This window comes from Peptoniphilaceae bacterium AMB_02, assembly GCA_036321625.1.
Taxonomy (GTDB): domain Bacteria; phylum Bacillota; class Clostridia; order Tissierellales; family Peptoniphilaceae; genus Microaceticoccus; species Microaceticoccus formicicus.
On the sequence record CP143259.1, the window covers coordinates 51,347 to 66,318 of the forward strand.

Sequence of the window (14,972 nt, forward strand, 5' to 3'; positions counted from 1 at the left end):
ATTAAATCTATTATTCCGGTGAAGAAAAGCAAAATAAAAATGTATAAGAGGAATTGTTAAAAGTCCGGGTCTTAAATTTTGCAATTAACAATATTGTTAAATATATATTTATTAAGTTTATTGTTTTATATTGGTTATGGATATGATAAAATAATAAAAGCTAATAACAAGTTAAAAAAAAAACATATACCTGGAGGTTAAATTGAGTAAATTCGTTTTAGTAACAGAAAGTGGCTCTGATTTGTCACGTGAATATATAGATAGATATAATGTAAAAATAGTACCCATGCATGTGTCATTCGGAGAGGAAAGTTTCGATGATTCCGACTTGAAATCCAGTGATGTATTTGATTATTATGACAAGAACAAGATATTGCCAAAAACTTCGGGCTCTACTCCGAGTGATTTTGAAAAAGTATTTAGCGAAATCAATAGAGAATACGGCGACTGTATTATAATCTATATTGCATATTCTTCCGTTACTACTGTTTCTTATAATTCTGCAAAAATTGCAGCTGAAGAATTCTCAAATGTGGTCTTAATAGATAGTAAAAATTGTACTGTCGGACTATCCAGAGTAGTTATGTCTACGGCAGAGTATATAGAAAACAATCCCGATTCAAGCGTAGAAGAAATAGTAAAATACGTGGAAGAAATAAGGGAAAAAACTCGATTTGTTTTCCTTCCACAGAGCTTATTATACCTCAAAGCCGGGGGCAGAATTTCCAATGTTTCATATCTTGGAGCAATGCTTTTGAAGATTTTCCCGACTATCAATTTAGAAAAAGGATATCTCGTTGCGGGTAAAAAATATCGTGGAAATTTTAAATCTTCCTATAAAAAACTTATAGAGGACTTTTTCAATAGATTTAATATAGACAAAGACAGTCTTTTATTGGTCAAGGTTCACGGATTAAGTGATGACCATATAAAAAGTATAGAACTGATTCTTGAAGAGCATGGAATTAATAAACCAAAATGGTTTGATGCCGGAGCGGTTATATCATGCCATGGAGGACCGGGGGCATTTGGAATAGTAGGAATAGAAAAATAAAAGTAGGTGAACCGTGTTTTACGGTTCTACCTACTTTTTTATTGACGATAGAAATATAAAATCTATCTAATTTAGAAATACTATACGGATACCTAAATTATGGAAAATCCTTAATTATAAGAGGTATCTTCATCTCATCTTCTGTCATACCACCATGCATCCCAATAAAATTCTCAGCCTGTTCACTGCTATTACAAATAGATAAATCATCTATTGCTATAGCCAAATAGTCTCCGAGCATATCCCTAAAAACCGGATGTTCTATTCCGGGTCCAAAGAGTTTTCTTCTTATTACTTCATCCTTGGTCAATAAAATGAATTTTTCTGAAAATTCTCTCTCGAACTCATATTTAAACTTTTCTTTTAAATCATCCAAAACAAAAAAATTTACAGCTCTGGGTTCAATTGTAGGCATGCGCTTCAGGCAATCAAAAATTTCAGGAAAATCAGTTATAGTAACGCAAGTTGAATCCAGTTGTCCATGATCTGAAGTTACTATCAATAGTGTATCTTCAAGATCTTGTGAGAGGTTTTCGATTTCAAATTCGAGTCTTTTTAGTACCAACTTGGTCTTTTCTCCATAGCATCCATTTGCATGCATGGTACTGTCAGGTTCGTACCAATATGCGTAGATATATTTTTTATCAGGAAGACTACAGAGCTGACTGATGCCTTTACAGATTTCTTCAAAACTCGAAAAATAGGGTTCCTCAAAAGGCGCCAAAGTATAGCTAAATCCACCGAAGCTTTTTATCGTAGATGCGATACTTTCATATGGACAATACCTCCACGCTACATTATAATCTGCAGCTTGTCTAAATGTGTTTTGAATCGTATTCAAATACACCGTGACATTTTTATCTATTTGGGGATAGTAGTTAATCCATCCCAGCCAGGCGTGTTCAGCAGGAGTTAGGCCACTTAGAAGAGATGTCGTGGCAGAAACGGTTGTCGATGGAAAAACAGAGCTGTAAGACCCCAAAAAATGCCGTCTAAGAAACCCGTCTACTTCCAGATTTTTCTCCATTATATTTGTACCCATGCCGTCCAATAGAATGAGCACTATATTCTTATAATCCCTTATTAAATAATTGTCCAAAATCTTAAGACTCTGTCCGGGATGATTGGGATTCCAGAACTTAAGAATAGAGATTGCAAGATTTACTAAACTATTATTATAATCCGGGTATATAATCTTTCTTTTTTCCATCCGCAGCCTCCTGGCATTTTCTACCTGGTTTGTGTTTCAAATAGTAGAATTTATACTATTTTTTACTCAATTGACTCAATTTATTAAAGGATGCATTTACAGCTTTTACTATATTTTCATCGACTTTGTGATCCATTAAGACATAAAGTCCTTCAATAGTCGAACCTCCCTTAGTTGCAACTTTATCGGATAGTTGTTTTGAGGAAATATCTGTTTCTTGGACGGTTTTAACAGCACCTAAAAAGGTCTGAGTCGATATGAGTTCCTTGTACTTTTCAGGTAGTCCAAGATCCAAGCTTGCCATTTCAAAAGCATTCAAAAGATATCCGACAAAACCAAGTCCCGAGGAAGAGACTGCAGATATTTTCTCAAGGTTTTCTTCAGTTGTAGTAATGACTTTTCCAACTGCATTGAATAAATGCGAAATCTCCGATATTTCTGGTTCAGTTAAGGCTGAATTTGGACAAATCGTAGTCAGTGATTCTCTAACTGCCATTGCGATATTTGGCATGACGCGTGCAAGTTTTGAGTTTTCCGGAAGTAGTTCTTCTAATTGACTCAATTTGGTACCCGCCATAAAGCTTAGTATAATCGTATTTGGCTTAATAGAATCCTTGATTTCATTTATAATATCGGCATATAAATGCGGTTTAACTGATATAATGATATAATCACTATTAGTAGCAAGTTCGGAGTTTGTAGAATAAGATGCAATACCGAATTTTTGTAGAGCATCTTCCTTCGTCTTATCAGTAAGTGATGTTATCATTATCTGCTCACTATTAAGATAATCTGATTTAAGAACTCCTTCTGTAAATGCACTTGCTAAATGACCAAAACCTATAATACCTAATTTCATTATTATCACCTCAAGTTGATTATATCACAGTAGAGTATTAAATGAGAAATGAGATTGGTAAGTGAACCGAATACAACGGAAACTATATTAGGTATTATTTTAATGAAATAGTCCGGATGTTTAAACTTAGAATTCCGGGTATGAAATGTATTGAGTGAATATGAGTATTAATTGTAAGACAAATAGTTTTAAATAGATAAGGGGGATAAATGAGAAATATTAAAGAACTGACGGATTTTATTTTTATGGAAAATGAACTGAAAGCTTCAGATTTGATAATGCTTCCTGGCAGCAGGTCCATTGAGACGATTGAGCTGGCAGCGAGCATCTACAAAGAGGGACTTGCACCTTATATCCTTGCATCGGGAGCATTCAGTAAAGATGTAGGAAGATTCGAATGGGAAAAGATAAGAAGAAATGAATATAAGAAGGACTTTAAAACAGAGTATGAGTTTATGAAACATGGTTTGCAGTTAAATGGTGTTCCTGAAAGCACAATCCTAAAAGAAGATACTGCAACATATACCTATCAAAACGCACTGAGATCAAAGGAGATGCTCGTAAAAGAAGGCATTAAACACGACAGGATTATCTTATGTGTAAAAGATTATCATGCTAGACGAAGTTTTATGTATTTTGACATGGTTTTTCCCGACTCTGAAATCCTGATAGCACCAGCATATATAGAAGTTGCATCAAAAGATCACTGGATGAAATCAGAACTCGGAATAAGAGTAATTACAGGAGAAATGAGGAAAATAGGCGAACAGTTTTATGACCTGTACCTAGATCACTTCAATCTTAAAAAATAACCCTAAAAATATAATTAATGACCAAAAAAAGTGGGTATAACAAGATATATGAAAGTTTTCGAAGAAAACTACACCAAAAGCGTTTCCTCGGATTTCAAAATGTGGGGGAATCCGAGTTAACAAGAAAATTTACCTTAACAAGTAAAAAATCTTTTAAAAGAATTTAAACCAATAATATAATAATTAAGAAAGGAATTCCTGATTAGAGGGAATAGAGTGAGAGAATGAAGAAATTTCATGAGATTGAGTACAAAAGACCGGATGTTGAGGTTCTGATAAACAGCATTAGTGAATTGAAAGAAGAATTCCCAAATGCCGATGCAAAAAGGCAAATAGAACTAGTCTATGAGTCAGACCGTATAGCAAGGAAATACTTTACTGCCAATACCATATGTCAAATCAGGTTCACTATGAATACTGCTGATGAATTCTATAAAAAGGAAACTGATTTTTACAACGAAAATTCGCCACTATTTATAGAGGCTATGACGGCATTTCAAAATGAAGTATTGGAATCAAAATATAAAGATGAACTGGAAGCGGAATTTTTCAAACAAGCATTAAAACTGCTTGAAATGCAGAAAAAATCTTTTGATCCTTCCATAGTTGAAGATTTGGTGGAGGAAAATAAAACTTCAAACGAGTACTCTGAACTAATAGGGTCTGCACAGATTGAGTACGAAGGAGAAATGTATACTCTATCGAGATTAATACCCAAAATGCAGGTAGAGGATAGAGAAAAAAGAAAGAGTGCTTCAGAAGCTTACTATGGTTTCTTCAAGGAAAATATGGATAAATTTGACGATATCTTTGACAGATTAGTCAAGATTAGACATAGGATGGCTAAAAAACTCGGTTTTAAAAATCATATAGAGCTGGGTTATCTAAACATGAACAGAAGTGATTATGGACCGGCAGATGTAGAGGTCTACAGAGATGCTATCGTAAAGTATGTAGTACCTTATGCAAGTTCGATTTACGAAAGACAAAGACAGAGGTTGGGACTGGATAAATTAAAATACTATGATGAAGCATACAAGTTTGAATCGGGAAATCCTACACCAAAGGGAGAGCCTGAGTGGTTGATTCAAAGGGCGAAAGAGATGTATTCGGAAATGAGTCCGGAGACTAAAGAGTTCTTTGATTTCATGGAAGAGTATGAGCTATTTGATCTTGTAAGCAGAGATGGAAAGATGTCGGGAGGATATTGTACCCCGCTTACAGAATATAAAGCCCAGTTTATTTTCGCGAATATGAATGGTACAGCACATGATGTAGTTGTTCTAACTCATGAAGCAGGTCATGCACTGCAAGTTTATTTGGCAAGAAATCTTCCGCTATCACTATATATTTTCCCAACATACGAAGCATGTGAGATTCACTCAATGAGCATGGAGTTCTTTACAATGCCATATATGGAAAGATTTTTCAAGGAAGATACAGAAAAATACAAGTATTCTCATTTGGCTGGAACTATGGAATTTATCCCCTATGGTGCATTAATTGATGAATTCCAACATTATGTATACGAAAATGTAGATGATACTCCGGAAATGAGGAGAACTAAATTCAGAGAATTAGAGCGTAAATATCTTCCTCATAGAGATTATGAAGATAATGAGTTCCTAGAATCAGGTGGATTCTTCTTCAGACAAAACCATGTATTTTTAAGTCCATTCTACTATATCGACTATACATTGGCACAGATTTGTGCTATTGGCTATTTGAGGATGTTAAAAGAAGATTATGATGATGCGTTTAAAAACTATTTGGATCTATGTAAACTTGGAGGATCTAAGTCATTCTTAGAGCTTGTAGAATCAACGGGTCTTCCTAACCCATTTGAAGAAAGGACTATAGAACTTGCTGTAAATACAGTTAAGTCCTATTTGGATAAAATAGATGATAGTCAATTTTAAACATTTAAAACAGAGCATCTCCAATAAGGAGAATATACCTTCGTATATTCTCCTTGGACTGCTCTTTTTTACTCAATTATTTTACTCAAGAATACCGATCGGAGCACTCTTAAACATATTGCTGGCGACAGGGGCAATATTTCTATACAATAAGAAAAAACAAAGTACATTAATGATAATTATTGCTTATATGACCATAATTCTACTTTACACCGGATATCTATTTTTAGAATACAGATATCTCGTCGATGCCATATTTTATATCTCCATCCTGTGGGCAATCTATACAGTTCTGGAGTATGTAAGCTATGAGAATTATGTGGAAAGACTAAAGGAGAGAATAGTAAGGATACTGATAGCAGCAGTGTATTTTGGAATAGTGTATCTCAGTATATGAGTCTGCTGAAAAAGCAACCTTTTTCCACATCATTTTACTGTAAAATATTCGTGTATTTTATAAATATCTCAATTTCTTTGAATTTTAAAAAAACAGGAGCGATTTTATCACTCCTGTTTCATCTTATTTAATGCATATCGGTTAAAGTTGACCATCAAGGCTCTTAGTAATCCATTTTTACGCGCACTAATCAAGCCATAACTCTGCTGAGTTTTGCCTTCAAATACGTTCTTTAATTCATGATTGATGCTTTCGTGAAGTGCCCTTTTATTTGCTATTTCTTTTGCTCCTTCTTTTTGCATTACCGCTGCACATTTATTATATATTCCGTAATTAATTGTGCATTCTATTCTTTTTGCAACATATTTTTTTTCGGTAACGCATTTTTTGTGATCAGGACACATTTTACAAATTTCAGAATTAAAGGTATATATTACACGTCTTGTTATTTCGGTGTCTTTTTCTTTTATTTTGCATACTGAAACTGTTTCATTTCCATGTTTACAGGTAAATTGGTCAGCATCTTTACAATATTCAAAACCCTCTTTTTCTTTGTAACTCCCTAAGTTTATTGGGATATAGGGTTGTATTTCTTTTTCATCTGCTGTTTTAAGTATTTCCCCTTTGAAGTATGCTTTATCTCCTAGTAGTTTTTCTGGTTTTATTCCCAGTTTCAATACTTTATCAAGTAGTTCTTTAAATTCCACCCCATCACAGTAGTTTCCTGGATAAGTGTTTGTGGCTAGGATATATCTACTCTCTATGTCTGCTATTAGTTCATCTTTGTATCCATAAAATACTTTGTTCTTACTTTTATGACCTACTCTTGCATCTGGATCTGATAATGAGTGTTCTTCTAATCCTTTTAAAAATCTTTCATCTTCTATTTTTTCTTGTAGTTCTTTTTTTAGTGATTGATAGTCTTCCATTTCTTCGCTTATTTTTAAACCGGGGATTATCTTTTCTTCATCTTCATTTTCTAGGGATTCAAGCATTTCTAATGTTTCTTTTACTTTACTGATAACTGTTTTTACTTCTTCTTTTATTGATGTACCTCTTGGTATTTTGGGTATATCAATACTTATTTCTTCTACTGTATTAAATTTAAGTATTTCATTTAGCTGTTTTAAAAGCTGATTAAGATATTCTCCAGGTGTTAATTTCTTGGCTTTTGATGCACTGTGTGTAGCATCTATACTTATTATTTTACCTTTAATCTCCTTCTTTTTGATTAATTGAATGTTTAAACATGTTAAGAGATTATTTAAGATGTCTTCATTTAGTCTTTCAATCCTAAATTTTGCTATCGTAGAATAGGTAGGTACATTATCATAAAGCCCAAGTCCTACAAATCTTTTGTATACTAGATTAGATTGAAGGTGCCATACTACTTCTCTATCTGTAAAGTTTTCAAAGTACTGAAGTATGATAGTTTTTAACATCACTTCTACAGGATAAGCAGGTCGACCATTGTCTAAGCAGTATCTATTAGTTATTTCTTCAACTATTTCTGAGAAATCAAAGTCATTTATATAGTCAATTTTAGATGTTGGACATCCTAGTGCTTCTATAAGATTGTCTAATTCAATAGTATCTATAGTTAGTTGCTTATTTTCTTGGTCTTTTAACATGATAATCTCCCCTTAATATATTATATATATTATCTCATGAAAGAGGGCTCTAATCAAGTGATTTCAATGCTTTAACGGATTTTTTAATAGTTTTTCGCTAGGGGTTTTTCAGCAGACTCATAGGGGGAGCTCCGCTTGTCCAGTCGTGGACATTATTTGACTGGGCGGTATGGATTGCCTATGCTCCGGTAACGGGAATTTTCCTGGCACAGATATCATATGGTAGAACCGTTAAGCAATTCTTGTTAATAAACCTGGTATTACCATCCATTTTCGGTATTGTATGGTTCAGTATCTGGGGAGGAAGCGCTATATTTATGCAAATGAGTGGTAATGTTGATTTAGTTTCAACTATAATAAACTCAAATGCCACCATGGCCTTGTTTGAGTTCTTGAAACAATTGCCATTATCCGTGATACTCATACCGGCAAATCTCTTTATCATCCTTATATCTTTCGTTACTGCTGCTGATGCAACCTCAACCAGTATTGCATCGATGTGTATGAAAGATGTCCCTATAGGATCTGAGGCTCCCGGATATATGAAAGTTGTTTGGGGAACACTTATAGGAGTAGTTGCTATAGTTATGGCTGCCTTTGGTGGAGGTGTACAGGGCGTCCAAGGGGTTAAAGACTTAGCGGCTGCCGGAGGATTTGTAGTACTATTCATATTTATATTACAGATGGTCGCTGCCATCAAAGTCTTCTTTATTGATGATATAGTTGAATAAAATTATACAGGGATGAGCTGGCTCATCCCTGTAGTATATCTAAATATGGGAGGTGCAAAATGAAAAGAGCCAGAAATGAGGAGTTATTTTTAGATGATATAGATCTGGAAAAATTTATGATGATAATTAGAGATAAAAGATTTATATCTTTTTCTGACTCCTATAAAAACAGGATCAATACCAGTAGAAGGTTGATAGAGAAATGGGTGGATGAAAACAAGATTATCTATGGAGTAACCACCGGTTTTGGGGCTAACAGTACTAGGACCATATCTCAAAGCGATGCAGAACAACTACAAAGAAATATAGTAATTTCACACTCAACATCTGTTGGAAGACATATGAGCGAGGAAGAAGTCAGAGCAGTAATGCTAATGATATTATTAAATATAGGTACAGGTTATAGTGGCGTCAGACTGGAAACCCTGGAAAGATATAGAAACTTTTTAAATCTCGGCATATATCCTTTTGCACCCAGAGATGGTTCAGTTGGGTATCTTTCTCCGGAAGCACATATTGCTATGACTCTGATAGGGGAAGGGATGGCCGTAAGCGAGGGTGAAATAATAAATGCATCTGAGGTTTTAAACAATAAAGGACTCGAAGCCGCTTATAAATTGTCATATAAAGAAGGGCTTGCACTGGTATCGGGTACGACAAGTGTAACAGGTCTTGCGGCAATAGCTCTTTACGATATTATAAAAGCGGTTAAAACTGCAGATATCATAAGTGCAATGACTATAGAGGTTTCAAAATCTACCTTAAGAGCCTTTGATGATAGAGTTATGAAGATCAGACTGCATGAAACTCAGAATAATACCGCTAAAAACATTAGACGAATTCTTAAGGATTCTGAAATAGCTCTTGCACATTATAATCATAGATTACAGGATGCTCTTTCTATCAGATGTGTACCCCAGATTCACGGTGCCGCCAAAAAAACACTCTATGATGCTAAGATAACTATAGAAAATGAAATGAAAAGCTCGACTGATAATCCGGTTATCTGGTATGATGGAGAGGATAGTGATGTTATTTCTTGTGGTAATCCAGACTCCTCATTTATAGGACTTGAAATGGATAGTGCTGCAATAGCTGCAACCATGGTTGCCAAGATGTCGGAGAGAAGAAATAATAGACTGATAGACGGAAACCTAAACGAAAATCCATGGTTTTTGGTAAAAGTACCGGGACTTAATTCTGGACTAATGATTCCTCAATATACTCAAGCGGGACTATTAAACGAGATGAGGATACTCAGTACTTCTGCTACCATCGATAATACGCCGACATGCGGAAATCAAGAGGATTATGTCGCCAATGGATACAATTCTGCAAAGAAAGCTATAGACATAGCAGAAAAACTGGAATATATACTGGCCATAGAGCTTCTCTCAGCCTACCAATCGTATCAGTTCTTGGATTCAAATCTCAAAAAAAGCAGCGTAACAGAAGCTGTATATAAAGAGTTAAATAAAACAGTACCAATCCTGGAAGAAGACGCCTACCTTTATCCGTATATCGAGCATATAAGGAATCTAATCCACGATAAAACGATACTGGATATAGCTGAAGCTAAGATTGGAGAAATCTTATAAAACGGAGAAAGACATGAACTTAACGGAAGCATTTGACATAAAAAAACACGATATAGTCGCATTTGTAGGTAGTGGAGGAAAGACCACAGCCATGTACACATTAGCAGAAGAGCTTATGGAAAACGGAAGTGTGCTGGTTACAACAACCACCAAGATTGGAATTCCTAAAAATCAATCAGAACTTAAAATGTACTATCCCATGGATAAAATTGCCGAAATAGACAATAAAAGGTTTAGATTGATTGTGACAGGAGGACGGGAAGAAAAGAACAAAATCACCTCTATCACAGATGAAGACTTTAAAGCTGTCTATAAAAAATTCGATTATATTCTAATTGAATCCGATGGATCAAAGATGCTTCCTTATAAAGCTTGGAGAGAATTTGAACCCGTTATAAGAGAAGAGACTACCAAGACAATCGGAATTATTCCCATAAATGGAATTTTGGAAAAAATTGGTAGAGATAGGATATTTAATGATGAACTATTCGTGGAGAACTTTGGATTTAAAGATATACTTACCATGGATGTATTGCTAAATATACTCAAAAGCAAATCAGGGATTTTCAAGGGAGCAAAGGGTAAAAAGTACCTTTACTTCAATCACTGTACTACAGAGAATGATGTTTTGAAAGCCAAGATGATAATAGATGAGCTTTCAAAACTGGACCTGGATATAGAATATGTCTATGGTTCTACTTTAAAAGGCTACAATCTATACAAAAAGTAAAATTTAAGAAAGACTCGATCCATTATTTTAAGATCGAGTCTTTTGTATTACTTCAGTATTATTCCTACCGGGCAGTGGTCACTTCCCATAATTTCAGGGTAAATAAAGGCATCTTCGAGTTTATCCGTAAATCTGTCAGAGACTACAAAGTAGTCGATTCTCCAGCCCACATTTCTTTCACGAGATTTTGCAAAATAGGACCACCAAGAATACGCATCGGTTTTGTCGGGATAGAAAAACCTGAATGTATCAGTAAAACCTGCTTCTAACAAATCTGTCATCTTTCCGCGTTCCTCATCAGTAAAGCCTGCACTTTTTCTGTTGGTAGACGGGTTTTTAAGGTCGATTTCCTTATGAGCAACATTTAAGTCTCCACATAGTATAACCGGCTTTACCTTATCCAGTTCTTTTAGATAGTTTCTAAAATCTACCTCCCATTCCATTCTATACTCGAGTCTTTCCAGTTTACGTTGAGAGTTTGGAGTATAGACATTTACAAGGTAGTAATCCTCAAACTCCAAGGTGATAACTCGTCCCTCATTATCATGATGTTCAATATCCAGACCGTAGCTAACCGACTTCGGTGTGATTTTTGTGAAAATTGCAGTTCCTGAATAACCGGGTCTAACAGCATAATTATAGTATTCCTCGTATTCAGGCAGATCTATAACGGCTTGTCCTTCTTGCATCTTAATCTCCTGTAGACAGATTATGTCAGGATTCATAAGCTCCATCGAATCGAAGAAACCTTTTTTTATTACAGCTCTTAAGCCGTTTACATTCCAAGAAATAAGTTTCATAATACCTCCTAAATTCTAAAAAAACAAATGATTAACTCGTAAAATAGTATATCATATATTTTGAATTTATGAATTAGGATTTAGATTATGATTTCTAATGAAACTACACAAAACATTATAATTATCAATAAAACTTTATACCGAAGGTTTTATGATGTATAATAAAGAGTGGATTTGTATGAACAAAAGTATGGATTTAGATTAATTCAAGTGTGGAAAATTTTATCTCGGAAATTAGTGGTTTTAATATAAGAATATTTTATTGTATGAATTCAAATAGATAATAAAGACAGAATGGAGTGAAAACAATGGAAATTGGACATGTCATTAGTGGATTTAAACTGGTTGATAAAAAGAGACTCGATGAGGCAAATTCAAATGCATTATTATTCGAACATGTAGTTACAGGTGCAAGACTTTTAAAACTTGAGAACGATGATGATAATAAGGTATTTGGGATAGGCTTCAGAACACCTCCAAACGACTCTACAGGTGTTGCACATATAGTTGAACACTGCGTATTATCAGGTTCCAGAAAATATAAGACTAAAGAACCTTTTATGGATATGTATAAGACAAGCCTGCAAACTTTTATAAATGCAATGACTTTTCCCGATAAGACGATCTATCCTGTAGCCAGCAGAAATGCTGCAGACTTTAGAAACCTTATGGATGTATACTTGGATGCGGTATTCTATCCCATAATAGGTGAGAAAAAAGAGATATTTATGCAGGAGGGTTGGCATTATGAGCTCCTTGGAAAAGAAGAGCCAATAACTTATAAAGGCGTAGTTTATAACGAGATGAGAGGAGCAATGTCAACAGCTGAAGATCAGGTGCAGGAGTTTTCAAATCAAGCGCTTTATCCTGACAGCATTTACAGATTCAACTCAGGGGGAGAGCCTTATGATATCCCAAAACTCAGCTATGAAGATTTTGTAGATTTTCATAAAAAATACTACCATCCTTCCAATTCATATATCTATCTATATGGAAACGGAGATACTATATCTGAGCTTGAATATATTGAGACTGAATACCTTTCTGCCTTCGATAGATTAGAAATCGATTCATCAATTTCTGCTCAGCCTAGATTTGATGAAAAAAGATATTGCAGTTTTGAGTATTCAACTACGGATGAGGTTGAAAATACTGAAAGTGACTATTTAATCTATGGTGTTTTAACAGGTGACACTCTTGATGGCGAAACGAGAATGATGACTGAGATTTTGAAGGAAGCTCTTATAGACTCGGATGCAGCGCCAATAAAGAGAGCACTTATCGATGCCGGCATAGGCGAAGATGTCTTTTCGATGGGATATTCCGCAAAGGAGATACCTTTTGTAATAGCCGCTAAAAATACTTCAAAGGATAAAATTGTAGAATTTGAAAATATTATCGAAGAGAGCCTTAAAACACTGGTCGAAGAGGGAATTGATAAAAAACTACTGACCTCTACTCTTAACAGATTTGAATACAATCTTAGAGAAGCTTCCGGATATCATACCAGGGGTATTGTCTATTTCATAGAAGCTTTTAATAGCTGGTTATATGGACAGACTCCGCTTAATGCATTGAGCTTTAATGCTATGCTTGAAAAACTGAGAAGCGGTATAGAAACAGGTGCCTATGAAGACTTTGTCAAAAACAGGATACTAAGCAATAATCACAAGACAATAGTTGATGTAGTGCCGAATAAGGGTTTAAATGAACTGAAAGATGCAGAAGTCGTAAAGGAACTTGAAGAGTATAAAAAATCACTGTCAGAAGCAGAAATTGAAAGTTTAATAACTGAAAATGATAATCTTATAGAGATGCAATTAGCAGAGGATAGTGAAGAGGCAAAGGCGACAATCCCTAAGCTTTCGCTATCTGAAATCAATGAAAATTTGGAGAGGGTACCAAGGGAAATACTCGAGTTAAACGGTGCAAAAGTCCTCTACAATGAACTCTTTACAGCAGGAATCAACTATGCGAGCTTTTTGTTCGACATTGGTCACATAACTCCCGAGGATATCCCTTATGTGGCATTATTGTCGGAAATGTTGGGATCCATGGATACGGAAAGAAGAGCTTATACTGATTTAGCGAGTGAAATTTACATCAGAACAGGTGGCATAAGGTTTGGTGTAAATATATTTAACGATAGAGTGAAAGATGGAGTTTTCTATCCTAAGTTCATGGTAAGTACTAAAATACTGGGTGAGGATTTTTCAAAAGCAGTGGAACTTATTGAGGAAATCTCACTGGAGACAAAATTAAGAGATGAAAAGAGATTTAAAGAGATAGTTAGGGAAATAAAATCTCAAATCGATATGTCCATATACAATAGTGGGCAAGCAGTTACGATGGCAAGACTTAAGTCCTACTTTGATTCCTCTGCGGCGTACAGTGAAAAAGTATCGGGAATTGATTTCTATTTCTTTATACAGGATATTGAAAAGAATATGGCTGAGGATGCAAATGTATATATCGATAAAATAGTCGAAGTATACAAGAAAGTGTTCAATCCAAACGGACTTGTCATGAACATCATTGGAGACAGGAAAGCAGTTGACGGTTTCCTTAAGTCAGCCGAGAGTTTTGTTAAAAAACTGGATAAAACAGCATATGAACCGGCAAATCTAAATATAGTTGCAGATCCAAAGAATGAAGGAATAAAATCTTCTGCAAATGTTCAATATGTTTCAAAAGGTTCACCATTAAAAGCAATCGGATACGAGTATAACGGCAAAATGAGTGTACTATCCTCTTTCTTAAGCAGAGGTTATCTACACAATACCATTAGAGCAATGGGCGGAGCTTATGGTGCTGGAATAACTATAAATAACAGATCGATAGCTACTTATTCATATCGTGATCCAAATCTGGTAGAGACGATTAAAGCATATGATGAAATGGCAGAATTCCTTGAAAACATGGAGCTTTCACAGGAAGATTTGACCGGAATCATCATAGGAACAATGAGTGCTTTCGATCCGCCGAGAACAGCAGTTCAAAAAGGAGCTCAAGATTTAAGGATGTATTTAGAAAATCTCAAAATAGAAGAGGTTGAAAAATACATGAGTGAAGCATTATCAACTAAAGTAGAAGATATAAGAGAATACGCAAAGATGATTAAATCCGCAATGGAAGAAAATTATCTATGCGTGCTGGGTGCAAGTGACACCATCAGCAAAAATGAAGAGTTATTTGATAAAACAATTAACTTAAAGAAATGAGGAAATAAAT

12 protein-coding genes are annotated in these 14,972 nt (G+C 34.9%); 8 read left to right on the forward strand and 4 right to left on the reverse strand.

The window, feature by feature from the left end; genetic code table 11:
* Positions 1 to 202: 202 nt before the first annotated feature.
* Positions 203 to 1,054, forward strand: coding sequence for a DegV family protein (locus VZL98_00210; protein WVH63409.1), 852 nt, complete (start codon positions 203 to 205; stop codon positions 1,052 to 1,054).
* A 97-nt stretch (positions 1,055 to 1,151) separates the two neighbouring features.
* On the opposite strand, the gene VZL98_00215 is transcribed toward VZL98_00210, so the two are convergent.
* Together VZL98_00215 and proC are read right to left on the reverse strand one after the other, a co-directional pair.
* Positions 1,152 to 2,264, reverse strand: coding sequence for an alkaline phosphatase family protein (locus VZL98_00215; protein ID WVH63410.1), 1,113 nt, complete (start codon positions 2,262 to 2,264; stop codon positions 1,152 to 1,154).
* A 55-nt stretch (positions 2,265 to 2,319) separates the two neighbouring features.
* Entirely contained in the window at positions 2,320 to 3,123 is an 804-nt protein-coding gene (proC, locus tag VZL98_00220; GenBank protein WVH63411.1) for a pyrroline-5-carboxylate reductase, read from the reverse strand.
* A gap of 209 nt (positions 3,124 to 3,332) precedes the next feature.
* Between proC and VZL98_00225 the strand changes: the two genes are divergently transcribed.
* From VZL98_00225 to VZL98_00235, 3 genes are all read left to right on the forward strand, one after another.
* Positions 3,333 to 3,935, forward strand: coding sequence for a YdcF family protein (locus VZL98_00225; GenBank protein ID WVH63412.1), 603 nt, complete (start codon positions 3,333 to 3,335; stop codon positions 3,933 to 3,935).
* A 224-nt stretch (positions 3,936 to 4,159) separates the two neighbouring features.
* Positions 4,160 to 5,854, forward strand: coding sequence for a M3 family oligoendopeptidase (locus tag VZL98_00230; GenBank protein WVH63413.1), 1,695 nt, complete (start codon positions 4,160 to 4,162; stop codon positions 5,852 to 5,854).
* The gene (locus tag VZL98_00235; GenBank protein ID WVH63414.1) at positions 5,838 to 6,251 is read left to right on the forward strand and encodes a hypothetical protein; all 414 of its coding nucleotides are present in this window, start codon (positions 5,838 to 5,840) and stop codon (positions 6,249 to 6,251) included. The genes VZL98_00230 and VZL98_00235 overlap by 17 nt, the downstream gene beginning before the upstream one ends.
* A 107-nt stretch (positions 6,252 to 6,358) precedes the next feature.
* Here the strand turns inward: VZL98_00235 and VZL98_00240 are convergent, their stop codons facing one another.
* A complete protein-coding gene (locus VZL98_00240) occupies positions 6,359 to 7,882 on the reverse strand; it encodes an IS1182 family transposase (GenBank protein WVH63415.1) in 1,524 nt (507 codons plus the stop codon).
* Positions 7,883 to 8,001: 119 nt separating this feature from the next.
* Here VZL98_00240 and VZL98_00245 point away from each other — a divergent pair, with 119 nt between their 5' ends.
* Genes VZL98_00245 through yqeC form a run of 3 tightly spaced genes read left to right on the forward strand, consistent with a single transcriptional unit; the run spans position 8,002 to position 10,941 of the window.
* Complete coding sequence (locus tag VZL98_00245; GenBank protein WVH64521.1) at positions 8,002 to 8,613, forward strand: BCCT family transporter; 612 nt, start codon at positions 8,002 to 8,004, stop codon at positions 8,611 to 8,613.
* 59 nt (positions 8,614 to 8,672) lie between these two features.
* Positions 8,673 to 10,211, forward strand: a complete 1,539-nt coding sequence (locus VZL98_00250; GenBank protein WVH63416.1) for an aromatic amino acid ammonia-lyase — start codon at positions 8,673 to 8,675, stop codon at positions 10,209 to 10,211.
* Positions 10,212 to 10,224: 13 nt separating this feature from the next.
* On the forward strand, positions 10,225 to 10,941 hold the full coding sequence (gene yqeC, locus VZL98_00255; protein ID WVH63417.1) for a selenium cofactor biosynthesis protein YqeC: 717 nt from the start codon (positions 10,225 to 10,227) through the stop codon (positions 10,939 to 10,941).
* 47 nt (positions 10,942 to 10,988) lie between these two features.
* Here the strand turns inward: yqeC and VZL98_00260 are convergent, their stop codons facing one another.
* Entirely contained in the window at positions 10,989 to 11,741 is a 753-nt protein-coding gene (locus tag VZL98_00260) for an exodeoxyribonuclease III (GenBank protein ID WVH63418.1), read from the reverse strand.
* Between the two features lie 308 nt (positions 11,742 to 12,049).
* Here VZL98_00260 and VZL98_00265 point away from each other — a divergent pair, with 308 nt between their 5' ends.
* Entirely contained in the window at positions 12,050 to 14,962 is a 2,913-nt protein-coding gene (locus VZL98_00265) for an insulinase family protein (GenBank protein WVH63419.1), read from the forward strand.
* Positions 14,963 to 14,972 lie beyond the last annotated feature (10 nt).